The sequence below is a fragment of the Dactylosporangium sp. CA-139114 genome (assembly GCF_050955725.1).
In the GTDB taxonomy this organism is placed as follows: Bacteria; Actinomycetota; Actinomycetes; order Mycobacteriales; family Micromonosporaceae; genus Dactylosporangium.
Genome location: NZ_CP192080.1, coordinates 4,081,075 through 4,104,400, shown reverse-complemented (window position 1 = coordinate 4,104,400; position 23,326 = coordinate 4,081,075). Strand labels below are relative to the sequence as shown.

The 23,326-nt window shown below is 74.8% G+C and carries 24 protein-coding genes; 13 read left to right on the top strand and 11 right to left on the bottom strand.

The genetic code is table 11. The features are described from left to right. Positions 1–75: 75 nt before the first annotated feature. Together ACQP2P_RS18710 and ACQP2P_RS18705 are read right to left on the bottom strand one after the other, a co-directional pair. Positions 76–654, bottom strand: a complete 579-nt coding sequence (locus tag ACQP2P_RS18710; RefSeq protein WP_433617661.1) for a CGNR zinc finger domain-containing protein — start codon at positions 652–654, stop codon at positions 76–78. A 56-nt stretch (positions 655–710) separates the two neighbouring features. Further along, positions 711–1,625 carry an alpha/beta fold hydrolase gene (locus ACQP2P_RS18705; protein WP_433617659.1) on the bottom strand — a complete coding sequence of 305 codons (915 nt, stop codon included), beginning with the start codon at positions 1,623–1,625 and terminating at the stop codon, positions 711–713. Positions 1,626–1,661: 36 nt separating this feature from the next. Here ACQP2P_RS18705 and ACQP2P_RS18700 point away from each other — a divergent pair, with 36 nt between their 5' ends. From ACQP2P_RS18700 to ACQP2P_RS18685, 4 genes are all read left to right on the top strand, one after another. Continuing rightward, positions 1,662–2,243: a helix-turn-helix domain-containing protein gene (locus ACQP2P_RS18700; RefSeq protein ID WP_433617658.1), complete on the top strand. Its 582-nt coding sequence runs from the start codon at positions 1,662–1,664 to the stop codon at positions 2,241–2,243. Between the two features lie 23 nt (positions 2,244–2,266). Continuing rightward, positions 2,267–3,274, top strand: coding sequence for a selenide, water dikinase SelD (gene selD / locus ACQP2P_RS18695; protein ID WP_433617656.1), 1,008 nt, complete (start codon positions 2,267–2,269; stop codon positions 3,272–3,274). A 556-nt stretch (positions 3,275–3,830) separates the two neighbouring features. Further along, positions 3,831–4,238: a DUF2752 domain-containing protein gene (locus ACQP2P_RS18690; RefSeq protein ID WP_433617654.1), complete on the top strand. Its 408-nt coding sequence runs from the start codon at positions 3,831–3,833 to the stop codon at positions 4,236–4,238. Between the two features lie 13 nt (positions 4,239–4,251). Continuing rightward, complete coding sequence (locus ACQP2P_RS18685) at positions 4,252–4,656, top strand: RDD family protein (RefSeq protein WP_433617652.1); 405 nt, start codon at positions 4,252–4,254, stop codon at positions 4,654–4,656. 260 nt (positions 4,657–4,916) lie between these two features. Here ACQP2P_RS18685 and nrfD read toward each other — a convergent pair whose 3' ends face one another. The 3 genes from nrfD to fdh form a co-directional block, all read right to left on the bottom strand. Beyond that, a complete protein-coding gene (nrfD, locus tag ACQP2P_RS18680; RefSeq protein ID WP_433617650.1) occupies positions 4,917–5,825 on the bottom strand; it encodes an NrfD/PsrC family molybdoenzyme membrane anchor subunit in 909 nt (302 codons plus the stop codon). Between the two features lie 470 nt (positions 5,826–6,295). Then, positions 6,296–7,087, bottom strand: coding sequence for a 4Fe-4S dicluster domain-containing protein (locus ACQP2P_RS18675; RefSeq protein ID WP_433617649.1), 792 nt, complete (start codon positions 7,085–7,087; stop codon positions 6,296–6,298). Continuing rightward, the gene (fdh, locus tag ACQP2P_RS18670) at positions 7,084–10,269 is read right to left on the bottom strand and encodes a formate dehydrogenase (RefSeq protein WP_433617647.1); all 3,186 of its coding nucleotides are present in this window, start codon (positions 10,267–10,269) and stop codon (positions 7,084–7,086) included. The genes ACQP2P_RS18675 and fdh overlap by 4 nt, the downstream gene beginning before the upstream one ends. A gap of 215 nt (positions 10,270–10,484) precedes the next feature. Between fdh and ACQP2P_RS18665 the strand changes: the two genes are divergently transcribed. Together ACQP2P_RS18665 and ACQP2P_RS18660 are read left to right on the top strand one after the other, a co-directional pair. Continuing rightward, the gene (locus ACQP2P_RS18665) at positions 10,485–10,985 is read left to right on the top strand and encodes a metallophosphoesterase family protein (protein WP_433617645.1); all 501 of its coding nucleotides are present in this window, start codon (positions 10,485–10,487) and stop codon (positions 10,983–10,985) included. A 10-nt stretch (positions 10,986–10,995) separates the two neighbouring features. Further along, positions 10,996–11,355 carry a DUF4180 domain-containing protein gene (locus tag ACQP2P_RS18660; RefSeq protein WP_433617644.1) on the top strand — a complete coding sequence of 120 codons (360 nt, stop codon included), beginning with the start codon at positions 10,996–10,998 and terminating at the stop codon, positions 11,353–11,355. Positions 11,356–11,845: 490 nt separating this feature from the next. Here the strand turns inward: ACQP2P_RS18660 and ACQP2P_RS18655 are convergent, their stop codons facing one another. Next, positions 11,846–12,745: a polysaccharide deacetylase family protein gene (locus tag ACQP2P_RS18655; RefSeq protein WP_433617643.1), complete on the bottom strand. Its 900-nt coding sequence runs from the start codon at positions 12,743–12,745 to the stop codon at positions 11,846–11,848. 56 nt (positions 12,746–12,801) lie between these two features. Between ACQP2P_RS18655 and ACQP2P_RS18650 the strand changes: the two genes are divergently transcribed. From ACQP2P_RS18650 to ACQP2P_RS18635, 4 genes are read left to right on the top strand one after another with little or no spacing between them, the layout of a single operon-like run. Next, complete coding sequence (locus ACQP2P_RS18650) at positions 12,802–13,230, top strand: helix-turn-helix transcriptional regulator (RefSeq protein ID WP_433617641.1); 429 nt, start codon at positions 12,802–12,804, stop codon at positions 13,228–13,230. An 11-nt stretch (positions 13,231–13,241) separates the two neighbouring features. Further along, positions 13,242–13,652: a VOC family protein gene (locus ACQP2P_RS18645; RefSeq protein ID WP_433617640.1), complete on the top strand. Its 411-nt coding sequence runs from the start codon at positions 13,242–13,244 to the stop codon at positions 13,650–13,652. A 25-nt stretch (positions 13,653–13,677) separates the two neighbouring features. Continuing rightward, complete coding sequence (locus tag ACQP2P_RS18640) at positions 13,678–14,199, top strand: GNAT family N-acetyltransferase (protein ID WP_433617638.1); 522 nt, start codon at positions 13,678–13,680, stop codon at positions 14,197–14,199. 40 nt (positions 14,200–14,239) lie between these two features. Continuing rightward, entirely contained in the window at positions 14,240–14,884 is a 645-nt protein-coding gene (locus tag ACQP2P_RS18635) for a DUF998 domain-containing protein (RefSeq protein ID WP_433617637.1), read from the top strand. Between the two features lie 6 nt (positions 14,885–14,890). Here the strand turns inward: ACQP2P_RS18635 and ACQP2P_RS18630 are convergent, their stop codons facing one another. Then, positions 14,891–15,388, bottom strand: coding sequence for an ArsR/SmtB family transcription factor (locus tag ACQP2P_RS18630; protein WP_433617635.1), 498 nt, complete (start codon positions 15,386–15,388; stop codon positions 14,891–14,893). A gap of 24 nt (positions 15,389–15,412) precedes the next feature. On the opposite strand from ACQP2P_RS18630, the gene ACQP2P_RS18625 reads away from it, so the two are divergent. Continuing rightward, positions 15,413–16,600, top strand: coding sequence for an MFS transporter (locus tag ACQP2P_RS18625; RefSeq protein ID WP_433617634.1), 1,188 nt, complete (start codon positions 15,413–15,415; stop codon positions 16,598–16,600). 57 nt (positions 16,601–16,657) lie between these two features. Here the strand turns inward: ACQP2P_RS18625 and ACQP2P_RS18620 are convergent, their stop codons facing one another. The 4 genes from ACQP2P_RS18620 to ACQP2P_RS18605 form a co-directional block, all read right to left on the bottom strand. Then, positions 16,658–17,791 carry a sensor histidine kinase gene (locus ACQP2P_RS18620; protein WP_433617632.1) on the bottom strand — a complete coding sequence of 378 codons (1,134 nt, stop codon included), beginning with the start codon at positions 17,789–17,791 and terminating at the stop codon, positions 16,658–16,660. A 20-nt stretch (positions 17,792–17,811) separates the two neighbouring features. Then, on the bottom strand, positions 17,812–18,534 hold the full coding sequence (locus ACQP2P_RS18615; RefSeq protein ID WP_433617630.1) for an ABC transporter permease: 723 nt from the start codon (positions 18,532–18,534) through the stop codon (positions 17,812–17,814). After that, the gene (locus ACQP2P_RS18610; RefSeq protein ID WP_433617628.1) at positions 18,531–19,424 is read right to left on the bottom strand and encodes an ABC transporter ATP-binding protein; all 894 of its coding nucleotides are present in this window, start codon (positions 19,422–19,424) and stop codon (positions 18,531–18,533) included. Before ACQP2P_RS18610 ends, ACQP2P_RS18615 begins: the two co-directional genes overlap by 4 nt. A 109-nt stretch (positions 19,425–19,533) precedes the next feature. Continuing rightward, positions 19,534–20,211, bottom strand: coding sequence for a DUF1775 domain-containing protein (locus ACQP2P_RS18605; protein WP_433617626.1), 678 nt, complete (start codon positions 20,209–20,211; stop codon positions 19,534–19,536). 117 nt (positions 20,212–20,328) lie between these two features. On the opposite strand from ACQP2P_RS18605, the gene ACQP2P_RS18600 reads away from it, so the two are divergent. Both ACQP2P_RS18600 and ACQP2P_RS18595 read left to right on the top strand, forming a co-directional pair. Then, positions 20,329–21,243, top strand: a complete 915-nt coding sequence (locus ACQP2P_RS18600; RefSeq protein WP_433617624.1) for an aminoglycoside phosphotransferase family protein — start codon at positions 20,329–20,331, stop codon at positions 21,241–21,243. Positions 21,244–21,460: 217 nt separating this feature from the next. After that, positions 21,461–23,287, top strand: a complete 1,827-nt coding sequence (locus ACQP2P_RS18595; RefSeq protein ID WP_433617622.1) for a hypothetical protein — start codon at positions 21,461–21,463, stop codon at positions 23,285–23,287. Positions 23,288–23,326 lie beyond the last annotated feature (39 nt).

Here is a 23,326-nt window from a genome sequence, read left to right as displayed (position 1 = left end):
CCGGCCCGCAGCCCGAACCCGTCACCGCCGCGCAGCCGGCACCGGCCCGGCCGGACGCCGGCCGCCCGGCGGGCGTCAGACGGCGACCCGGGCGGACTCCGAGCGGCGGCGCTGCTTCTTGGCGCGGTTGCCGCAGCTGTCCATCGAGCACCAGCGCCGGCTGCCGGGCCGCGACCCGTCGAGGAACACCGCGTCGCACGCCGGGTCCGCGCACTCGCGGATGCGCTGCACCGCCGGGGAGGTCACGAGGTCGAGCGCGTCGCGGGCGACGAGCGCGAGGGTGCTCGTGACGGGGTCGTTCGCATACCACCGCAGCTCCCCGCGCTCCCCCAGCGCCGGGGTCGGCACGGTGCGCGCGGCCGCCTGGTTGACGCGCTCGCGCGGCGCCCCGCCCGCCGCCGCGGCCCCGGCGCGGGTGCGGGCCGCGGCGACGAGCGCGTACACGGCCTCGCGCAGCTCGTGCGCGTCCCGCACGATCGCGGCGGGCACCACGCTGCCCGGCACCGGGGCCACCGGACCGCACTGGCCGACCCACGCCGCGAGCGCGGGCCCGTCGGGCAGCTCCTCGACGGCGTGCTCGGTGCCCCGGTGGCGCAGCGTCCGCGTGAAGTCGAGGCACAGCCTTCCGGCGCCCCGGCGGAAGAGATCTGGCATTTCGCCACCCTATCGCCCGGACCGGTTTAACCGGTACACCCGTTCCGGCAAGGGCATCACGCCGGATCGGTCGGCGGCGGCCCGGCGGCGACCCGGCCGAGCAGGTCGCGCAGGGCGGCGAGGACCGGCTCGGGCCGCTGCACGTGGAGATACTGGTGCGACGCCCCCGCGACCAGGCGCTGCTCGCCGCGCGGGACGGAGGCGGCGATCGCCGCGTGCAGGGCGTGCACGCCGTCGTGGGCTCGCTCGAGCAGCTCCGGGGGCATGTGCTGGACCCAGAGCGGGTTGCGCTCGGCCGCGCTGAGCACGATGAGCGGCACGTCGGGCAGCCGGCCGCCGGCGGCCAGCTCCGCGTACACCTCGTCCTCGAGGTTGCGGCCCTCGCGCAGCCCGGTGCGCCAGTGCTGGAGGCGATGCTCGACGAGGGGCTCGCGGATGTCGTCGGGCCACGACGCGTACAGCCGCAGCAGCGCGGCCCTCGACGCCTCGATCTGCTCGGGGGTCAGCTCCGGCAGCGCCTCCCACGTGGGCTTCATCCGCTCGTTGAGCGCGACGACCTCGGCCGGCAGGTGGCGCAGGATGTCCTCGTGCCCGGGGTCGAGCAACAGCAGGCCGGCGACGTCGGACGGGAACAGCTGGGCGAACCGGCGCGCGTAGACGGCGCCCATGGAGTGCCCGGCCAGCACGTACGGGCCGGGGATGCCGGCCGCGCGCAGCGTCTCGCGCAGCTCGCCGGCGACGGCGGCCGCGGTGCGGGGCAGGTCGGCGTCGTCGCTCCAGCCGGTGCCGGCCCGGTCGTAGGTGACCGCCGTGGTCAGCGCCGACGCGGCCCGCACGAGGTTGTCGTACTCCAGCCCGACGAGCCCGGCGCCGGGCAGGAACACGACGGGCGGCCCCCCGCGACCGGCCCGGTACAGCGCGATGCGGCGCCCGCCCGCCTCGACGAGCGCACCCCGCGGCATTATTCTCATGAATGCGAACATTATCAGGTGTGCGAACATAAGCCAATGGACCCCGTCGAGCTCCTGCTGCACCCGGTGCGGCTGCGGATCGTGCACGCGCTGTCCGGCGGGCGCAGCCTGACCACGCAGCAGCTGTGCGAGCGGATCGCGGACGCGTCGAAGGCGACGGTGTACCGCCACGTCGCCCTCCTCGCCGAGGCCGGCATCCTCGAGGAGTCGGGGCAGCAGCGGGTGCGCGGGTTCGTGGAGCGGCACTACCGGCTGCAGCCGGCGCGGGCCGCGGTGACCGCCGAGCGCGCGGCGGCCGCGACCGCCGACGACCACCGGCGCGCGTTCGCGGCGTCGATGGCGGCGCTGCTCGCCGAGTTCCAGGCCTACCTCGACGATCCGGCCGCCGACCCGGCCGCGGACCAGGTCGGCTACCGCCAGCACGCGGTGTGGCTGACCCCGGCCGAGCGCGACCAGCTCATCGGGGGCATGCGCGCGGCGATCCTGCCGATCCTCGCGAACGGGCCCGCCCCCGGCCGCGCGCAGCACCTGCTCAGCCCGATCCTGTTCCCGCTCGACCGCCCGGCCGGCATCCCTGCCGAGTCCCCGGCCGACGTCGCGGTCGCTGACCAACCATGACCGCGGGCCGCGATGTGCCTAGAGTGGGTGGCGTGACGCAGACGATCCGGCTCACCGGATACGCGCACGGCGGCGGCTGTGCCTGCAAGATCCCGCCCGGCGAGCTCGAGGCGGTGGTCGCCGGGCTGGTCGGCGACCGGGCCCCCGACGGCCCCGGCGAGCTGCTCGTCGGGCTCGACGACGGCGACGACGCGGCGGTCGTCTCGATCGCGAACGGCACGGCCGTCGTGGCGACCGCGGACTTCTTCACGCCGGTGGTCGACGACGCGTACGACTGGGGCCGCATCGCCGCCGCGAACGCCCTCTCCGACGTCTACGCGATGGGCGGCCGGCCGGTCGTGGCGGTGAACCTGCTCGCCTGGCCCCGCGAGGTGCTGCCCCTGGAGCTGGCGGCCGAGGTCCTGCGCGGCGGGCTCGACATCGCCCGCGAGGCCGGCTGTCACGTGGCGGGCGGGCACTCGGTGGACGACCCGGAGCCCAAGTACGGCATGGCGGTCACCGGCCTCGCCGACCCGCAACGCCTCCTGCGCAACGACCGCGGCCGCGCGGGCCTGCCCCTGACGCTCACCAAGCCGCTCGGCGTCGGCGTGCTCAACAGCCGCCACAAGGCCACCGGCGAGCCGTTCCCGCACGCGGTCGCCGCGATGTGCGCCCTCAACCGCGACGCGTCCGAGGCCGCCCTGGCCGCGGGCGCCGAGTGCGCCACCGACGTGACCGGCTTCGGCCTGCTCGGCCACCTGCACAAGCTCGCCCGCGCGAGCGGCGTGACCGCGGTCGTCGACGCGGCATCGGTACCGTACCTCGAAGCCGCCCGCCAGGCCCTCGCCGACGGCTACGTGAGCGGGGGCACGCGGCGCAACCTCGACTGGGTGCGCCCGCACCTGGACGCGGGGGCGACGCCCGAGGACGAGCTGCTGCTGCTGGCCGACGCGCAGACGTCGGGCGGCCTGCTCGTGGCGGGCGAGGTGCCCGGCTACCCGGTCATCGGCGAGCTCATTCCCGCGGACGGCCCCACCCTGCGCGTCCGCTGACAACCTCGCCCGAGCACGCCTCCGCTCGGCCACGAGCACAGCCGCCGCACGAGCCCGCGCCCGTGCTCGTGTCGCGCGGGCGCGGGCGTTGCATTACACGAGCACGGTCACCGCACCAGCCCGGGGACGTGTCGCGCGGGCGCGGGCACTGCGCGGGCACGGGCGTTGCACGACACGAGCATGGCCACCGCACGGCCACGAGCACGGTCACCGCACCAGCCCGGGGCCGTGTCGTACGGGCGTTGCCCGACACGAGCACGGTCACGAGCACGGCCGTTGCACCCCACCGCACGGCGCCCCCGCACACCCCTCTCCGTCCGGCCGGAGCCGCCTGCGAGTTCGTGCCGTCCGGTGCGGTCGTGCCGCGCCCGGGATTTCGCGTCGTGTGCCGGGGTGGCGTATACATCCACTTCTGCGACGTGTGCTGCGGCGATATTTCCCATCTGATCCGAATCGTGCCTGCTCACGGTGTTTGGCATCGGACGATCGGAGGACAGCGAGCAATGTCGATCACGACCTAAGCTCACGACTCGTCACTTCGAGGACGGGTTGCAGGGTGGGCAGGCAGTACTCGGTTCCGGAGCGCCTCGGCGCGTTCGGCCTCGCGGTCGGCGCCGCGGCCGCGGTCTGGCCGGCGCTCAGCGCCGGCGCGGGCCTCGGCCTGCCGTGCCCGCTGCGGTGGGCGACCGGCGTGCCGTGCCCCGCCTGCGGCCTGACCACCGCGGCCGTGGAACTCGTGCACGGCCGGGTGCTCGCCTCCCTCGGCGCCAACCCGGCGCTCGCGGGCCTGGCGCTGCTCACGGCCGTGACGGTGCCGCTGCTCGCGCTGCGGCACCTGGGCCTGGTCCGGCCGCCGCGCCCGTGGACGCCGCGGGCGCGCCGGCGGGCAGCAGTGACGGCGCTCGTCGCCGCGGCGGCGAGCTGGCTGTTCCAGCTTCACCGATCCGGCCTCATACCGTCTTAGGAGATCCCCCCCGATGAACTACGCAAGCTGGCCCGTCCGCGTTGGCGCCGCCATCGTCGACGCCATCCCCGCGGTGATCCTCTCCGGCATCGGCTACCTGGTCGCCGGCCCGAGCGCCGACGACCCCACCGTCGGCCCGCTCTACTACGTCTTCGCGCTGCTGTCGCTGGTCTACACCATCTACAACCGCTGGTACCTCGGCGGCCAGGGCGCGAGCCTGGGCAAGAAGGCCCTGGGCCTGCGCCTGATCAAGGAGCAGACCGGCCAGCCCCTGGGCTTCGGCGGCGCCTTCGTCCGCGACCTGGCCCACATCGTCGACAGCATCATCTGCTACATCGGCTGGCTGTTCCCCCTGTGGGACGCCAAGCGCCAGACCCTCGGCGACAAGATCGTGGGCAGCCTGGTCGTCAAGGCCTGACCCTCCGGAACGACAGCACCGCACCGAACACCACGGCGCCGGGAGTCGCGCGACTCCCGGCGCCGTCGCGCGTCCAACGCACAAGCGCACCGCCGCACCCGGCACATGCGCACAGCCAAAACCACCGCGCGTCCAACGCACAAGCGCACCGCCGCACCCGGCACATGCGCACAGCCAAAACCACCGCGCGTCCAGCGGACAACGCACCGCCGCGCGTGCGCACAACCGAGCCCGCCGCGTCTCCGGCACGCAGCCGGAGGTCAGGGCCTCGCGTCGCGGGCGGCGAGGCCGGCGCGCTGGGGCTCGACGACGTACTTGGGGTCCTTCGTCGACTCCATGCCCGCCTCGAAGATGCCGAAGCGCGTCGCGAGGGAGCCGGCCAGCAGCGCCGCGCCCGACAGCGCCGACACGATTCGGCTGCGGTAGCCGAGCACCGCACCCGCCGCGCCCGCCAGGTTGAGCCGGCGCGCGGCGCGCAGGAGGCGGCCGGCCCGGCCCTCGCGATACGGCTCGCTGAGCAGGCCCAGCCCGTGCTCGATGCGGTGCGTCGCGGCGAGCTCGAGGGCGACCCCGGCGACGGCGAGCGCGCGGGCCGGGTCGCCCTCGCGCGGTGGGGCGGCGATGAGCCCGACGGCGGCCCCGCTGGCCAGGGCGCTGCCGGCGAACGCGAACGGCAGGTCGGCGCGGGCGGCGTGCCACGACGGGGCGGCGGTGTCGGCGATGAGCACGGCCGTGTACGTGGCCAGCGCCGGCGCCAGTGCGGCCGCGCCGATCCCGGCGGCCCGTCCGGCACCGCCGACCAGCCCGCGCGGGCGGGCCTCGGTCGTGGCCGCGAGCCCGGCGGCGCCGCCGAACGCGCTGAGGATCCAGGTGCCCACCGACATCGGCGAGGTCGGCTTGGCCACGCGCAGCATGTGGTGGAAGCGCTCGGGCCGGCCGAGGTCCTTGACGAGGAAGTAGGTGCTCGCCCCGAGCGCCCCGAGCGCCGCGAGCCGGGCCGCGCGCCGGGTCTTCGGCCGCCCGGTCAGGTCGGCGCCGGCCGCGAGCAGGGCGCTGCCGGCCGCGAGCCCGCCGGTGAACAGGTACGCGGGCACGTCGTGCGACCAGACCGGGGTCTTGACGATGGGACGGCCGTAGTAGGACCGGAAGTCGGCCCGGGGCACCTGCACGTCCTCGCCACCGTGCTCACGCCGCGGCCGCCGCTCCCCCGAACGCCCCCCGCCCTCGCCCCGCGAACCACCGTCGTGCGCGCCGCCGCCACGTGCGCCACCGTCGCGCGCGCTGCCGTGACGTGCGCCGCCATCGCGCACGCCGCCGCCACGTGAGCCACCGTCACGTGCGCCGCCATCGCGCACGCCGTCGCCACGTGAGCCATCGTCGTGCCCGCCGCCGCCATGGGCGCCACCGTCGCGCGCGTCGTCGCCACGCGGGCCGCTGCCGGAGCCGGACGAACGCGCGAAGCCGTTGCCCGGGCCCGAATCGGTCGAGCGCGCGGAACCGTTGCCCGGTCCGGGGCCGGACGAGCGCGCGGGACCGTTGCCCGGGCCCGAATCGGTCGAGCGCGCGGAACCGTTGCCCGGTCCGGGGCCGGACGAGCGCGCGGGACCGTCGCCGGGGAAGGAGCCGGAAGCGTGCCCGGTCATGGGCGCCGGCCCAGGAAGGACACGGCCACCGCCGCGGCCATGGTCAGTGCGGCCCATCCCGCCCGCTTCCACATGCCCGACAGGTTACGCGTCGTGGCGACCGGCGCGGGCGGCAACCCGTACACCTCCGGCTCGTCCAGCAGCAGGAAGAACGCCCCCTGCCCGCCGACCCCGTCGCCGGGGTCGTGCCCGTAGAGCCGCGCCTCCGGCCGGCCCAGCTGCTCGAGCCGGGCCTCGGCGCGCTCGCGGAGCTCGTCGAGCGGACCGTACTGGATCGACTGCGTCGGGCACGCCGTCGCGCAGGCCGGCATCAGCCCGTCGCCGATGCGGTCGTAGCACAGCGTGCACTTCCAGGCTCGCCCGTCGCCCTCGCGGCGGTCGATGACACCGTACGGGCAGGCGGTCACACAGTATCCGCAGCCGTTGCAGATGTCGGACTGCACGATCACGGTCTCGAACTCGGTGTGCATGAGCGCCCCGGTCGGGCACACGTCGAGGCAGGCCGCGTGCGTGCAGTGCTTGCACACGTCGGACATCATCAGCCAGCGCATGTCGCCGGAGCCGTCCGAGCCCGCTGACGGCGGCGCGGGCTGCTCGATGAAGGCGACGTGCCGCCAGGAGTTCGCGTCGAGCCGGCCGGTGTTGTCGAACGACATGCCGAGCAGGTCCAGGCCGTCGGCCGGGACGGCGTTCCACTCCTTGCACGCGACCTCGCACGCCTTGCAGCCGATGCAGACGCTGGTGTCGGTGAAGAAGCCCACCCGCTGCGGCGTCTGGTCGATGCTCACAGGCCCGCCCTCCGGTTGTAGTCGTCGACGAGAGCCCGCAGTGCGGCGCCGCGCGGACGGCGCCCGGGCCGCACGTCGCAGGTGCCGACCTTGGTCTCCTGGATGAGCACGTTCGGGTCGAGCACGATGCCGATGAGGTCGTTCGCGGAGTCACCGGTCGTGAGGCCGGAGTTTCCCCAGTGGTACGGCAGCCAGATCTGATGCACCGGTCGCCCGTCGATGCGCAGCGGACGCATCCGCGGGGTCACCATGACCCGCGCCTCGATCGCCGAGCGGCTGGTGACGACGTGCGCCCAGCCGAGGTGCTCGAGCCCGCGCTCGGCCGCGAGCGCGGGCGACACCTCGACGAACATGGCCGGCTGCAGCTCGGCGAGGTAGTCGAGGGTGCGGCTCATCCCGCCGGCGGTGTGGTGCTCGGTGAGCCGGCTCGTGGTGAACACGAACGGGAAGACGTCGCTGCGGACCGGGTTCATCGGGTTCTCGGAGCGCTGGTACCGCTTGCGGGTCGGGTTCGCCTGCTGCCCGTAGAGCGGGTTGGCGACCGGCGACTCGGCCGGCTCGTAGTGCGTGGGCAGCGGCCCGTCGACGAGACCGCTGGGCACGTACAGCCAGCCCTTCCCGTCGCCCTGCATGACGAACGGGTCGTCTCCGGCGATCGCGGCGGGGCCGGCCGCACCGGGCTCCGGGCGGTACGACGGCGGCTTCGTCTTCTCGAAGTCGGGCACGTCCGGGCCGGTCCACTCGCCCTTGGCCTCGTCCCAGTACACGTAGGCCTTCCGCTCGCTCCACGGCCGGCCCTGCGGATCGGCGGACGCGCGGTTGTAGAGCATGCGGCGGTTCATCGGCCACGCCCAGCCCCATTCGAGGCCGAGCGGGTCGTCGGCGGACGCGGGCGTGCGCCGGGCCGCGGCGTTGACCCCGCCCGCGTAGACGCCGGAGTAGATCCAGCAGCCGCAGGCCGTCGAGCCGTCGTCCTTGAGCTCGTTGAAGCCCGACACCGCCGCGCCGTCGGCGACGCGGTAGCCGTTGATCTCAAGCAGTACCGCCTCCGCCGAGGGCTCGTCGTGCACGCCGTGCGTCGGGTAGTCCCACGCGAGGTCGCGCACCGCCCGGTCGCGCTCCAGTGTGGACAGTCGCAGGCGGTCCTTGACCAGGCGGCCGAGGTGGTAGAAGAACCACAGCTCGGAGCGGCAGTCGCGCGGCGGGTCGACGGCCTTCTGCCGCCACTGCAGCAGCCGCTGGGTCTGGGTGAACGTGCCCTCCTTCTCCACGTGGGAGGCCGCGGGGAGCAGGAACACCTCGGTCTTGCACTCCTCGGTGACGATCTCGCCGGTCTCGATCTCGGGCGCGTCGCGCCAGAACGTGGCGCTCTCGATCTCGTACAGGTCGCGCACCACCAGCCAGTCCAGCTGCGCCATGCCGAGCCGCTGGGCGCGCCCGTGGGCCGAGCCGACCGCCGGGTTCTGGCCGAGCAGGAAGTACCCCTTGACCTTCCCGTCGAGCATCGACAGCACCTGCTGGTAGGTGCCGTGGTCGCCGGTCATCCGCGGCAGGTACCCGAAGCCGTAGTCGTTGGCCTCCGTGGCGGCGTCGCCGAAGTACGCCTTGAGCAGGCTCACCCCGAACGCGTGTGCGTTGCCCCAGAAGCCCTTCTGCCCCGGGTGGCGGATCGCGTCGACCCACTCGTCGAGCGTTTCGTGCTTGCTCGCGGACGGCATCGGCAGGTAGCCCGGCAGCAGGTTGAACAGCGTCGGGATGTCGGTGGAGCCCTGGATGCTGGCGTGTCCGCGCAGCGCCATGATGCCGCCGCCGGGCCGGCCCATGTTGCCGAGCAGGAGCTGGATGATCGCGCCGGTGCGGATGTACTGCACCCCGACCGAGTGCTGCGTCCAGCCGACCGAGTACACCAGCGCGGTCGTGCGCTCGCGGCCGGAGTTGCGCGTCCACGCCTCGCAGATCTCCGCGAATACCTCGGGCGCGACGCCGCACACCTGCTCGACCAATTCCGGGGTGTACCGCGCGAAGTGCCGCTTCAGGATCTGGTACACGCACCGGGGGTGCTGCAGCGTCTCGTCCCGCTGCGTCTGGCCCGGCACCGGGGCGCCGTGGGACTCGTGCTGGAGCCCGCCCGCGGTCTCCCGGGTCGCGTGGCCGTGCTCCGGCTTGTGGTCCTGGTGCCCCTCGTACTGCCACGACGACGGGTCGTACGCCTGCGTCGCCTCGTCGAAGCCGGAGAACAGCCCGTCGAGGTCCTCGGTGTCGCGGAACTCCTCGCGCACGATCGTGGCCGCGTTGGTGTACGCGACCACGTACTCCCGGAAGTCCAGCTCGTTGCTCAGGATGTAGTTGACGACACCACCGAGCAACGCGATGTCCGACCCGGCCCGGATCGGCACGAACGTGTCGGCGACGGCGCTGGTGCGCGTGAACCGGGGGTCGATGTGGATGACCTTCGCCCCGCGGGCCTTGGCCTCCATCACCCACTGGAAGCCGACCGGGTGGGCCTCGGCCATGTTCGAGCCCTGGATCACGATGCAGTCAGCGTTGGCCAGGTCCTGCTGGAATCCCGTGGCGCCGCCGCGACCGAAACTGGTCCCCAGACCGGGGACGGTGGCGGAGTGTCAAATGCGCGCCTGGTTCTCGATCTGCAGCGCGCCGATCGCCGTGAACAGCTTCTTGATCAGGTAGTTCTCTTCGTTGTCCAGGGTCGCGCCGCCGAGGCTGGCGATGCCGAGCGTGCGGTTGAGCGGGTGCCCGTGCTCGTCGCGGTCCTCCCAGGTCTCCGCGCGCGCGGCGACGACCCGGTCGGCGATCATCTCGAGCGCGTCGGCGAGGTCGAGCTCCTCCCAGGCGGTGCCGTAGGGCCGGCGGTACTTCACCTTCGTCACCCGCAGCGGGCTGGTGACGAGGCTCTTGCTGGCCGAGCCCTTCGGGCACAGCCGGCCGCGCGAGATCGGGCTGTCGGGGTCGCCCTCGATCTGGGTGACCTTGCCGTCCTTGACGAACACCCGCTGGCCGCAGCCGACGGCGCAGTAGGGGCAGATGGACTTGGCGACGGAGTCGGCCTGGGTGGTGCGGGCGGTGATGGCCTCGGTGCGGCGCGAGCGCACGGCGTCGCCCCGGCCCGTCGGATCGGGTCCGGTGAGCTGCCGGTACACCGGCCATCTCCGCAGCCACTGCATAGCTTCGACTGTATGCCAATCACGGCCGGCTCGCGCGCCGGCGGCCGGGGTACCATGACCGTGAGGCTCAGGACCGGCGGCGAGTAATCGGGTCAACTACACACCGTCGCCGACGGTAAGATCGATTTGAATGCGTCGTGTACGGTGAGAAAGCCGGAACGCCACCGCCGAGGTCCCCTGCCACATCTCCAGAAAGCCCAGGCACGACGCGAGCCATGCAACTGCTGCTGCTAGCCGACACCCACGTCCCGAACCGCGCCCGCGACCTGCCGGCCGAGGTCTGGTCCGCGGTGGAGGCCGCCGACCTCGTGATCCACGCGGGCGACTGGGTCGACGCCACGCTGCTCGACGCCCTGGAGTCCCGCGCGGCGCGGCTGATCGGCGTGCACGGCAACAACGACGGCCCGGCCCTGCGCGCCCGCCTGCCCGAGGTCGCCGAGGCCGAGCTGGACGGCGTGCGCCTGGCGGTCGTGCACGAGACCGGCCCCGCGGCGGGCCGCGAGCAGCGGTGCGCCACGCGGTACGCGGGCCGCGACCTCCTCGTCTTCGGCCACTCCCACATCCCGTGGGACACCGTGGCGCCCGGCGGGCTGCGGCTGCTCAACCCCGGCTCCCCGACCGACCGGCGCCGGCAGCCGCACTGCACCTACATGACGGCAACCCTGACCGGGGGTGAGGTGCGCGACGTGCTGCTACACCGGCTCCCGCGTGGGTAGCGTGGCGGGCGTGGACCACGTGGAGAGGATCAGCGGCGTCAACGCGCTCGTCCTGGCCCCGGAGGGGCCCCGCTACGGCGCCGAGCGCGGGGCCGGCGACCTCGTCGGCGACGCCCTCAGCCACGGGGCGGAGCTGGTCGTGATGCCCGTGGGCCGGCTTGCCGACGACTTCTTCGTGCTGCGTACGGGGGTGGCGGGCGAGATCCTGCAGAAGCTGGTCAACTACCGGGTCCGGCTGGCCGTGATCGGGGACGTGCCCGCGCACGTCGGGGTGAGCGGGGCGCTGCGGGCGCTGATGCGGGAGTCCAACCGGGGGCGGGACGCCTGGTTCCTGCCGGACCGGGCCGCGCTCGAAGCCAGGCTCGCGTAGCCGCACCCGGCCCACGCAGCCGCGCTTCGGGCCCACGCAGCCGCGCGCCAGGCCCACACGGCCGCGCCCCAGGCCCACGCAGCCGCGCCCCAGGCCCACGCAGCCGCGCTTCAGCCCCGCCCGCAGCCCGGCGAACGCCGTTCGCGCGCAGCGACCCGGCACGCGTCCGCGCCCGCGCAACCTCGCTGCAGGCTCGCCCGCCGCCCGGCGAACACCGTTCGCGCGCAGCGACCCGGCACGCACCGCCCCCGTACGCGCCCCATTGCCACTCACCGGACGCGCGGCCAGCCTGGAGCGCCGCGAAGACGCAAGATCAAACGCTCTAAACGCGCAAAGCGCCATAAAAGCCGCGAAATCTGCCAAACGCCCTAAAATCACGATTTAACGCAGTAATCCGCGCCGCCCCAGGCGCGATCCCCGCGCCAGCCGCGGCTCGGTCAGTCGGCCTCCACAGAGGCCGGAACGCCCCGCAGGCCCGCGACGGCGAGCGTCAGACCGGCAGGCGCGTCAGGGTGAAGTAGCGCTTCATCCAGGGAATGAGCTGGCGATAGGCCACGATGGTGTCCGGCTGGGCGTTGTCGTGCGACAGAATGATCGACCCCTGCCGCACATGCCCCTTGATCTGCGAAACCACGCGATCGATGTGCGCCTGGTCGTTCTTGTCCGGCTTGTGGTTCCAGTCCTGCGGGTCCACGTCCCAGTAGATCGAGGACATGCCGAGCGCCTTCGCCTTCGCCACCAGCGCGGGCGTGAAGTTGCCCCCGGGCGCGCGGAAGTACCTGATCGGCGCGTCCGCCCCCACCGCCGCGTGGATCGCGTCGTTCGTCTTGCGCAGGTCCCAGTCGATGTACGACGGGTCACGCTTGGCGAGGTCCGTCAGGTGCTGCCAGGAGTGGTTGCACAGCGTGTGCCCGTCGGCGTAGATCTGGCGCACCAGCTCGGGATGGTCGCGCACCCGGAAGCCGACCATGCAGAACGTCGCCTTCACGCCGTTGTCGCGCAGCACCTGCAGGATCGCGGGGGTGTTGACCGGGTCGGGGCCGTCGTCGAAGGTCAGCGCGACCTCGGTGCCGCCGGTCCGCGACGCGGACGAGGCCGGGCCGTGCCCGGTGCCGGGCGGGCGGACGACGAACCCGCCCTCGGCGGTCCGAGCCGTCCGGCTCGGCGCCGGCTTCGCGGTCGTCGGCACCGGCGACGGCGCGGCCGAGGTCGGCGCGACCGGCGGCTCCGGGGCGAGCGACAGCGTCGGCGACACGCTGGCGGGCGAGCCCGGCTGCGCGGTGCGCGACGGCTCGTGCCGGCCGCACGCCACGGCCCCGACCAGCACTGCGAGCAGCACCGCCACGGCCGCGGCCGGGAGGACGTATCGAGACTTCTGGTTGCCGCGCACCTGGCCACGCTAGCGGACCACGGACAGAACCCGCATCCCCCGCGTACCGTGAGGCCGTGACGGTGCCGGTCGGACTCCTGCCTCACCTGCGCCGCGCGCGCGACCACATCGACCGCGCCTACCGCGAGCCGCTGGACCTCGGCGGGGTCGCGGCGGTCGCCGGCGTCTCGAAGTTCCACTTCATCCGCTGCTTCGAGAGCACCTATGGCGAGACGCCGATGCGCTATCTCACCCGCCGGCGCATCGAGCGCGCCCAGGACCTGCTGCGCGGCGCGAACCTGACCGTGACCGAGGTCTGCATGGCGGTCGGGTTCACCAGCCTGGGCTCGTTCTCGGCGAAGTTCACGCGCCTGGTCGGGCAGAGCCCCACGGTGTACCGCGCGCGCTGGGCGAAGGCCGGCGCCCCCCACGTGCCCGGGTGCCGGCTGTTCATGGCCGGCGTGGTCCGCAATTTTCGAGAAGGCGACGCCGGTCACGGCCGGTAACGTCCCAGGGCATGATTACGAACATCTCCCTCGTCACCGTCTACTGCCTCGACCAGGACCGTGCCCGCGACTTCTACGTCAACGTGCTCGGCTTCGAGGCGAGCATGGACGTCACCATGGGTGAGTTCCGCTGGTGCACCGTGAAGCACCCGGACCACCCCGAGCCCGAGATCACCCTCATGGCGCCCGGCCCGCCGCTGGACGACGAGGCGGCCGCGTTCGTGCGCCGCCAGCTGGAGAAGGGCGGCATGGGCGGGCTCGGGCTGCGGGTCGACGACTGCCGCAAGACGGCGGCCGAGCTCAAGGCCAAGGGCGTCGAGTTCGTGCAGGAGCCGGAGGACCGCCCCTACGGTGTCGAGGCCGTCTTCCGCGACGACAGCGGGAACTGGCTGGTGATGGTGGAGCCGAAGATGTACGGCTGAAGATGTGCGGCTAGGGTCGGACGCGATGAGGACCGTGCACACCGCCGACCTGACCGCGGGCGAGCGCGCCCAGCTGCGCACGCTGCTCGACGCCGCCTTCGGCGACGGGTTCGCCGACACCGACTGGGCGCACGCGCTCGGCGGCCTGCACGTGCTGGGCGAGGCCGGCGGCCGGATCGTCGCGCACGCCGCGGTCGTGCAGCGCTCGCTGCTGGTGGACGGGGTGCCGCTGCGGTGCGGGTACGTCGAGGCCGTCGCGGTGCACCCGGACCATCAGCGGCTCGGGTTCGCCGCGGCGGTGCTGGACGAGGCCGAGCGGATCGTGCGCGCCGCCTACGATCTCGGCGCCCTGTCCGCCTCGCAGCGCGCCGCCGGGCTGTACGTGCGGCGCGGCTGGCAGCGCTGGAGCGGTACGACGGCGGTGCTGACGCCCGAGGGGCTGGTGGCGACGCCGGACGACGACGGCAGCACCTATGTGCTGCCCGTCGGCGCTCTCCCGGGCGGCGGCGTGCTGGCCTGTGACTGGCGGTCCGGAGATTTCTGGTGAGCGGATGTCGGATCGGGCCGGTCCCGTTCGAGCAGAGGGTATGACGACTGTTACGGCCGCGATCCGCGCCAACCGCATCACCCGCTCCCTGCTCGGCTACGGCGTGCTCGCCGGGCCGTGCTACGTCGGGGTGAGTCTCGCCCAGGCTCTGACCCGCGACGGCTTCGATCTCACCCGGCACGCGTGGAGCCTGCTCAGCAACGGTTCCCTCGGCTGGCTGCAGATCGCGAACTTCGTCGTAACCGGCCTCATGGTGCTGGCGGCGGCGGCCGGCATCGTCCGGGCCGTGCCCCGCGGGCGCTGGGCGGGCCGGCTCGTCGGCGTGTTCGGGGCGAGCCTGGTGGCCGCCGGGGGCCTGCGGGCGGACCCGGCGCTGGGCTTCCCCGCCGGGACGCCGGACGGCCCGGGCACGGTGAGCTGGCACGGTGCCGGGCACCTCGTGGCGGGATCGGTCGGCTTCCTGGCCGTGGCCGCGGCCGCCTGGGTGCTGGCCCGGCACCAGTCGCGGGGCCTGGCGATCTACTCCCGCGTGTCCGGGACCCTGTTCCTGCTCGCGTTCGCCGGCATCGCCTCGGGCAACAGCGCCCCGGGCTTCACGCTCGGCTTCGCCGCCGGGGTCGCGATCATCTTCGCGTGGCTCGCGGTCGTGTCGATCCGGCTGTACCGGATGCTGCCCGGCGAATAACGGCGTTCACGGCCCGGTCGTGCGGAACGCGTGCACGGTCACGGCGACGGGCACGGTGCCGGGGCTGCGCGCGGGCCGGGCGGCCTCGTGCAGGGCGGCGCCGAGCTGCTGGATGCCCGTCCGGTACCGTTCCCAGGCCTCCGGCGCCACCCACAGCTCGCCGTCGGTGGTGACGCCCGGGTGCCGCGGGTCGCGCCGGCCGGCCCGTTCGCGCAGCCCGTGGGCGAGGGTCTCGGCCAGGAACGCGGTCCCCTCGCGCTGGTCGGACAGCGGCGAACCGTGCACGGTGCGGTAGCGCCGCTCGCGCCCGCCCCGCCGGGTGCGCTCCTCGGCCAGCTCCACCAGCCCGGCGTCCGCGAGCCGGCGCAGGTGCTGGCTGGCCAGGGCGTGCGAGATCGCCAGCTCCCGGGCCAGCTCGGCCGCGGACAGCGGCCCCGGCCACATCAGGTTGAGCATCCGCAGCCGCAGCGGGTGCGCGAGCGCGCGCAGGACATCGTCGGCCATACCTCCAATTATATGCTTGGGGGTATGGGGTGGGCGACGGCTCGGGTCCTCGGCGAGCGCAACGCACGGCTGTACCTCGGCGGCGTCCTCGTCTCCGGCTTCGGCGACTCGGCGATGTCCCTGGCCGCGGGCGTGTGGGTGAAGACGACGACGGGCTCGGACGCTCTGGCCGGCGTCGTGAACGCGGGCCTGTGGCTGGCGCTGCTGCTCGGCCCGGTGCTGGGCGGGGTGGCGGACCGCGTGGACCGGCGGCGGCTGCTCGTCGTGGTGAACCTGGCGCTGGGCGCGGTGATGGCCGTGGTCGCCACCGGGCACGTCTGGCTGGTGTTCGCCGCCCTGACCCTGGTCGGGGCGGGCGCGGTGCTGATCGAGGCGGCCGAGGCCGCGCTGCTGCCGTCGGTGGTCCCGGCCGGGCTGCGCGGCGACTTCAACGGCCTGACCCGCACGGTGACGGAGGGCATGAAGCTGTTCGCGCCGGCGGCCGGGGCGGCCCTGTTCGCCTGGCTCGGCGGCCCGTCGGTGGCGCTGCTCAACGCCGCGACCTTCGTCGCCGCGGCCCTGGCTTTCACCCGCCTGCGCCCATCCCCCGTCTCCGCCGCGCCGGCGGTCTCCGCCGCACCTGCGGAGACCGCCATGGCGCCCGCCCCGGTCGATCGCGTGCGGGTGCTGCGCGATCCGGAGCTGCGCGGCCTGATCCTGGCGGGCGCGGCCGCGATGGCGGCGTCGAGCCTGTCGAGCAGCGCCACCTACGCGCTGCTCGCCGCCCTCCACCGGCCCCCGGCCTTCGCGGGCGTGCTGACCCCGGCGCAGGGCCTCGGCTCGGTCGCGGGCGGCCTGCTCGCGGGCGCCCTGATGCGCCGCGTGGGCGAGCGCGGCTACTCGGCGCTGGGCCTGGCCCTGTTCGCCGCGGGCGCCCTGCTGCGCGCGACGCCGTGGACGGGGACGGTGCTCGCCGGCTGCGTGCTGGTGGGCCTCGGCCTGCCCGCCCCGCTGATCGCCGCGATCACCGCCGTCCAGCGGCTGGTGCCGGCGCACGCGCTGGGCCGGGCGGCGGCGACCGCGAACTCGGTCATGTTCGTGCCGACCGGCCCGGCGGTGCTGCTCGGCGGCGCGGCGGTCGCGACCCTGGACTACCGCGTGCAGACCGTGGCCGCCGCGGTCCTGGCCACGGCGGCGGCGTTCACGGCCCGGGGCGCCCGCGCGGCGCCGTGACGCGCGACGCCGGTCGGTCGAGGCGGTGCGGGGCGTCGCCCCGGCGGCCGCGGGTGGTCACGCGACCGACGCGCGCAGCAGGAACCCGCCGCCGTCGCGCCGGCCGATGCTCAGCACGCACCCCGCGGCGTCGAGCCGTTCCCGCAGGCCGCCGAGTCCGTGGCCGCCGCGGCCCTCCTCCGGCTCGGGCTCCTCGACGGGGCCCTGCGGGCCGCGGCCGTCGTCGCTGATCTCGACGGCGGTGTGGCCGAGGCGGATCCAGCAGTGCTTGGCGTCGCTGTGCCGCACGACGTTGGTGACGCCCTCGCGGACCACCCACGCGAACAGCTCCTGCCGCTGCGGGTCGACCACCTCCCCCGTCACCGGCACGTCGGCCTCGATGCCGGCCGCGTCCAGGGCGCTGCGGGCCGAGGCGAGCTCGGTGGCCAGGGACATCTCGCGGTAGCCGGCGACGGCCGCCCGCACGTCCGCGAGGGCCTCCCGCACGAGCCGCTGGATGTCGGTGAGCTCGGCCTCGGCGCGCTCGGGTGCCAGCTGCACCAGGCGGGCCGCCAGCTCGCTCTTGACGGACACGACGGTGAGCGAGTGGCCGAGCAGGTCGTGCATGTCGCGGGCGAAGCGGTTGCGCTCGGCCGCGATCGCCAGCCGGGTGATCTCCTCGCGGGCCTCGGCGAGCTGGCCGTTGCGCTGCACGACGCGGGTCACGCCCCACACGGCCAGGGCCGCGACCATGACCGCGAAGACCAGGTCGATGGTGCCGTCCCAGCCGGGCACGACCCGCGGCAGGACGCCGGCGACCAGCGCCGAGCCGAGGACGACGCTCCACGCGCCGCGGGGCGGGAACGCGAAGACGCCGGTCACGCCGATGTAGACCAGCGACGTCAGCCCGGACTCGCCGACGACCACGGTGAGGATCGCGGCGAGCACGACCATGGCGCCGACGCGCACCACGCCCTCGGCCGGCGCGGGGGGCTGGCCGGTGAACCGGTAGCGCCGGCGCACCGAGAGGAAGCCGCTGAGGTACACGGCGCAGAATCCCAGGGCGGCGGCCAGGCTGACGGCCCGCTGCCAGATCTCGGGGCGGTGCCAGCCGTCGAGGATCGGGCCGGTCATGTAGAACAGCCAGACCGCGGCCCAGAGCCAGAAGAACCTTCCGGCGCCGGGACCGCGGGCGGGCTGGGCGTTGGGCATGGCGAACACGGTAGCGAAGCCTAGGCGCGGGCGGTGTCCACGCGGAACCGGCGCAGGGCGATGACCGCCAGCACCAGGGTCCAGCCGAGCAGCACGAGGACGGCCTGGGTGTCGACGTGGCCGCCGTCGAGCGGGCTGCGGGCGACCTGGCCGGTCCAGTACGACGGGGTGAGCTTCGCGATGTACCGCAGGAAGTCCGGCATCAGGCTCACCGGCACCCACAGGCCACCGAAGGCGGCGAGGGTCAGGTTGATGAGCGCGGCGACCTGCTGGACGCTGTCGGGCTTGGCGAGGTACCCGATGACGACCCCCAGCGCCGCGAACGGCAGCGACGAGAGCCAGGCGCCCGCGAAGCACAGCACCCATTCGGCCGCGGTGAGCCGCACGTGCAGGCCGGCGGCGCCGATCGCGAACGTCACGACGACGGGCGGGACGGCGACGAGCAGGGCCAGCAGCACCTTGTTGAGCACGTAGGCGCCGGGCGACAGCGGGGTCAGCCGCAGGGTGCGGTTCCAGCCGAGGCCGCGCTCGACGGCGATGGTGCCGCCGCTGGAGGTGGCCGCGGTCATGGCGCCGAACAGGGCCATGCTGACCATGACGTACTGCTTGGCGGCGGGATCGCCGCCGACGGACACGCCGCCGATGATGAGCACGAGCAGGGCCGGCATCAGGGTGGAGAAGATCACGACGCGCTTGTTGCGGAACAGGCGGATCGCTTCGAGGCGGAGGTAGGTGAGGTTCACGATGCGCTCCCGGCGACGGTCAGGGCGATGAAGGCGTCTTCGAGGTTGCGGCTGGTGACCTCGATGTCGTGGGCGGTGGTGGCGTCGAGCAGCGCGCGCAGGGCGGCGTCGGAGTCGTCGCAGTGCAGCAGGACCTGCTCGCCGCGGGTCTCGACCCGCTCGACGCCGGGCAGGCCGGCCAGGCCCGCGAGGTCGGCGCCGGGGATCGTGGCGCGGATGGTGCGCCCGGACACGGCCGCCTTGATCTGGGCCGAGGTGCCGTCGGCGACGATGCGCCCGGAGCGCAGCAGCACGATCCGGTCGGCGTAGTCGTCGGCCTCCTCGAGGTAGTGGGTGGCGAAGAGCACCGTGCGGCCCTGCGCGGTCTCCTCGCGCATCGAGGCCCAGAAGCCGCGGCGGGTCTCGACGTCCATGCCGGTCGTCGGCTCGTCGAGCACCAGCAGGTCGGGGTTGCTGACCAGCGCCATCGCGAAGCGGATGCGCTGCTGCTGGCCGCCGGAGAGCCCGCCGACGCGCCGGCGGGCGAAGTCGGTGACGCCGGCCCGCGCGATGACCTCGCCGACGTCGCGGGGGTTGCGCTGCAGGGCGGCGGCGAGGCGTACGGTCTCCTCGGCGGTCAGGTCCGGCAGCAGGCCGCCGGTCTGCATGAGCGCGCCGACGGCGCCGCGGGCGATGGCCCGGGCCGGGGACTCGCCGTAGAGGCGGACCTCGCCGGCGTCCGGGCGCAGCAGCCCGAGCAGCATGTCGATGGTGGTCGACTTGCCGGCCCCGTTCGGGCCGAGCAGCGCGACGACCTCGCCGCGGCGGATCGTGAGATCCAGGCCGTCGACGGCGGTGACCGGCCCGAACCGTTTGGTCAGGCCGGCCAGCTGGACTGCTTCGTTCGTCATGCCCTCAGCATGGCGGCGGATCGATCCCGGTGAGGCTGCGTCGCGTCACCCGCAACCCCATGACATCTGTCATGCCGGGTCGATCTCCGTCATGCGGGCCAGGCGTCCGTCATGCCGGGCCGCCCGACTCGCCGCGCCGCCGCCACCGGAAGAACAGCACCGCGGCAAGGCCCACCACGACGACGACGGCCAGCACGACCCACGGCGTCGCGGAGCTGTCGGCCTCGTCGTTGGCGGCGTCGCCCGGGGTGGTGACCGGGGCGGTGGTCGTGGTGACGGCCGCGGCCGCCGAGGTGGCCGCGGGCGACGGGGCGGCCGAGCTGGTCGCGGTGCCCGGGGCGGCCGCGGCGAGCTTGAGCACCGGCGCCGGGTTGTCGGTGCCGGCCGCGTCGATCCAGCGGTCGACCTTGCCGTCGGTGTAGGTGACGAGGGTCTTGAACGCCAGGTCGGTGGCGTCGGCGGGGAGCTTGGCGATCTTCACCGCGTACCCGGCGTCCTGCTTGACCGCCAGCGCCGGCCCGGTGACGGTGTACCCGTCGGCGTCCGCCGTCAGCGCCCAGCCGGGCGGGCCGGAGACCCAGGTGACGTCGGCGGGCGCGATCCCGGCCGGGAGCGCGACCTTGACGGAGGCGATGCCGGCCTTGGAGCTCTCGGCCTCGGCGGTGAACGTGACGGTCACGTCCGCCGCGCCGGCCTGCGCCTTGTCGGCCTTGACCTCCACGTGGGCGGCGGCCGGCGCGGCGGTGAGCGCGAGCACGGCCGCGCTCGCTGCCAGCACGACGGACACGGACCCCAGAACTCGACGTATCAGCACGCGACCGATCCTTCCAGACGACGGTGGCCCGGGTAGTCGCCGCCCGGCCCGGAAAAGTTCCCGCGAAGCGCGGTGTTCTATCGTTCCGGCATGAGCAGGGCCGTCGATGTCCCCGAGGTCGTGCGGCGCAAGGCGGTCGCGGCCGGGGCGCCGGACTGGCTCGCGGCGCTGCCGGGGCTGCTCGCCGCGCTGGAGCGGGAGTGGGGGCTGCGGCTCGGGCCGGTGTACGAGGGCGGGACCGAGGCGCTCGTGGTGGCGGCCGACCTGGCGGACGGCACCGCCGCCGTGCTCAAGCTGCTCGTGCCGCGGCCCGGGGACCACGCGCGGCACGAGGCCACGGTGCTGCGGCTGGCCGGCGGCGACGGGTGCGCCCGGCTGCTGCGCTACGACGAGGGCCGCGGGGCGCTGCTGATCGAGCGGCTCGGTCCGGCGTTGTCCGATCTGGCGGTACCGCTGCCGCAGCGCCTCGACATCCTGACCGAGGCCGCCGCGCGGGTGTGGCGCCCGGCGCCCGGCGCGGACCTGCCCACCGGGCGGTGGAAGGCGGGCTGGCTGGCCGCGTGCATCACCGCCGCGTGGGAGCGCACCGGCCGCCCGTGCCCGGAGCGGACGGTCGCGCACGCCCTGGCCTGCTGCGAGCGGCGCGGCGCGGCCCACGACGACGAGCGCGCGGTGCTCGTGCACGGCGACGTGCACCAGTGGAACGCGCTGCGGGCGCCCGGCGGCGGCTTCCGGCTCGTCGACCCGGACGGGCTGCTGGCCGACGCGGAGTACGACCTCGGCATCCTCATGCGGGAGGACCCCGAGGAGCTGCTCACCGCCGCCGACCCCCGCGCCCGGGCGCGCCGGCTCGCCCGCCGGACCGGCCGGGACGAGGTCGCGATCTGGGAGTGGGGCAACGCCGAGCGCGTCGCGACCGGCCTGGTGCTGACGGAGCTCGGCCTGCAGCCGGTCGCGAGGGACATGCTGGCCGCCGCGAACCGCATCGCCGCGGAATTCACCTGATCCAGCCTGCTCGATACGCACAACCGGTCCGCCGCAGGCCGGGGCCGTACTCGTTCGGCGTACCCCGCAGCACCCACCCCGTCGCACACCGTGTGCGAGGCCGGGCGGGAGGGCTACCCCGTTCGATGGATGCGCGAGTTTTCCCGCTACCCGCAGTGATCGTCGAGCGCACGATGGCGGGGTCAGCATTCCCCACTCGTTCGGAGCCTCGACGTCGATGCCCGCGAACCGGATGCCGCGGCACCCGGCGCAGCGCACCCTGCGCCGGCACGCCGCTCATCACCTGGAAGCCGGCCCCGGCGATCGCGCCGAGGCGCCCGCACTGCTCGGCCGCGGCGGCGAGCGGGTCGATCCGGCCGCCCTGCTCGACCGCCGGGGCGAGCGCCTGTGGCTGCTCACGGCCCCCGGTCCGGCGGGTCCGCGGCCCCTGCCGTGGCTGCTGCGCGCGGCCTGGCGCCGGGCCGCCGCCGACCCGGCCGCCGCCCAGCGCCCGGTGTACGTCGACCTCGCGAAGCTCGCCGCCGACGGGCCGGTGACGGCCGACGTCGTGCTGGCCGCGATTACCGCCGCCGAGGCGACCGAGCACGGCTACCTGGTCCTGCTCGACGGTCTCGACGACGCGGGCGGGGCGGTCCGGGCCGCGGTCGCGGGGCTGATCGGGCCCCTGACGCGCGAGGCGCCGGCCTCGACGGTGGTCACGCTCTCCCATGCCGAGCCGGTCCCCGGTTTCCACATTCCGGCGGTCGTACTGCCCGTCGCCGCCGAGCCCGCCTCCGCCGGACGGGGTGGCTGGGACACCCTGGCCGACCGCCTGCGCAGCCAGCGCCCCTGGCCCGCGGCCCTGATGAGCGAGGCCGTCGGTGCCGCGAAGGCGGCCCCCGAGACGCTGCGCTGGCGGATCATCGACGATCTGTCCGCGCTGAGCGACCGCCGGCTGCTGTTCCGCGCGGCCCTGTCGGCGGGCGCGTGCGACGACGACGGCGTGCGCCGCGCGGCCCGGATCGAGATCGAGTCCCTGGCCGGTGCCCCGCCCGCCGCACGCGACCCCCGCTGGCTGTCGCGCCTGCTCACCCTCCTGCCGCTGCTGGACGCGGGCGGCCAGTGCGACGACCCCGGCCACGAGGCCCCGCCGGTCGGCGACGTGCTGCGCCGGCTGGCCGCGACCGGCGGCCCGGGCTCGGCCGCGCTCACCCTGCTGGCCCGCCGCGACCCGGCCGCGGCCGTCGCGGTGGCCGAGGACTCCGGCGACCCGCTCGACTTCGACGCGGTGGCCCGGGCCGCGGACGAGCCGCCGGTCCTGCACACGATCCTCGGCCGCTGCGAGCATCACCCGTCGTGGCCGACGGCGCTGGTCCACCGGGCCCAGCTCGACCGGGGCGTGGCCACCGCGCTGCTGGCCGGGCGCGACCACGACCGCAGCACCCTGGCCGGGCGGTGGCTCGCGTTCCGGATGACGAGCGGCACCGCGTACGGCCGTCTCCTCGACGACGTGCTGACCCGCCCGTGGACCTGGCCGCCGCACACCGCGCCGCTGCTCATGACCCTGGCGCAGATCCGCCCGCCGGCCACGACCGCCCCGATCGTGCTGGCCGCGCTGCCCGGCGCCGCCGCGGGCGCGGTCGTCACGGCCCTGGTGGTGCTCACCGCCGGCCGCCTCGCCGGGGACCACGTCGGCCCCCTGACCGCGGCGGCCGCGATCGTGGCCGGTCTCGCGGCGGCGGGCCTGCTCCTGGGCCGCCGCCTGCGCCGCTGGCACACGATGCTGCCCGGCGCCGGCGAGGCCCCGGCCCCGGTGCGCCGCGAGCACGTCCTGGCCGGCGTGCTGAACCTGGCCGGGCGCCGGCTCGCGCCGCTGCTGCCGGGGGCGTACACGCTGCACGACCCGCTGCGCCGGGCCTGCATCCGGGCGGGGGTGCCGGAGGTGGAGATCGCGCACCTGCTCGGTGCCCTCGCCGCCCGCCGGGCGCTGCTGGCCGACACGGCCCCGCCCGCGGTGCCGGAGCAGGTCCCGCACCGCGCCGAGCAGCGCGAACGCCAGAACTGACCGGGTCCGGCGCCCCCCGCGACCTCCAGTTAGAGCGTT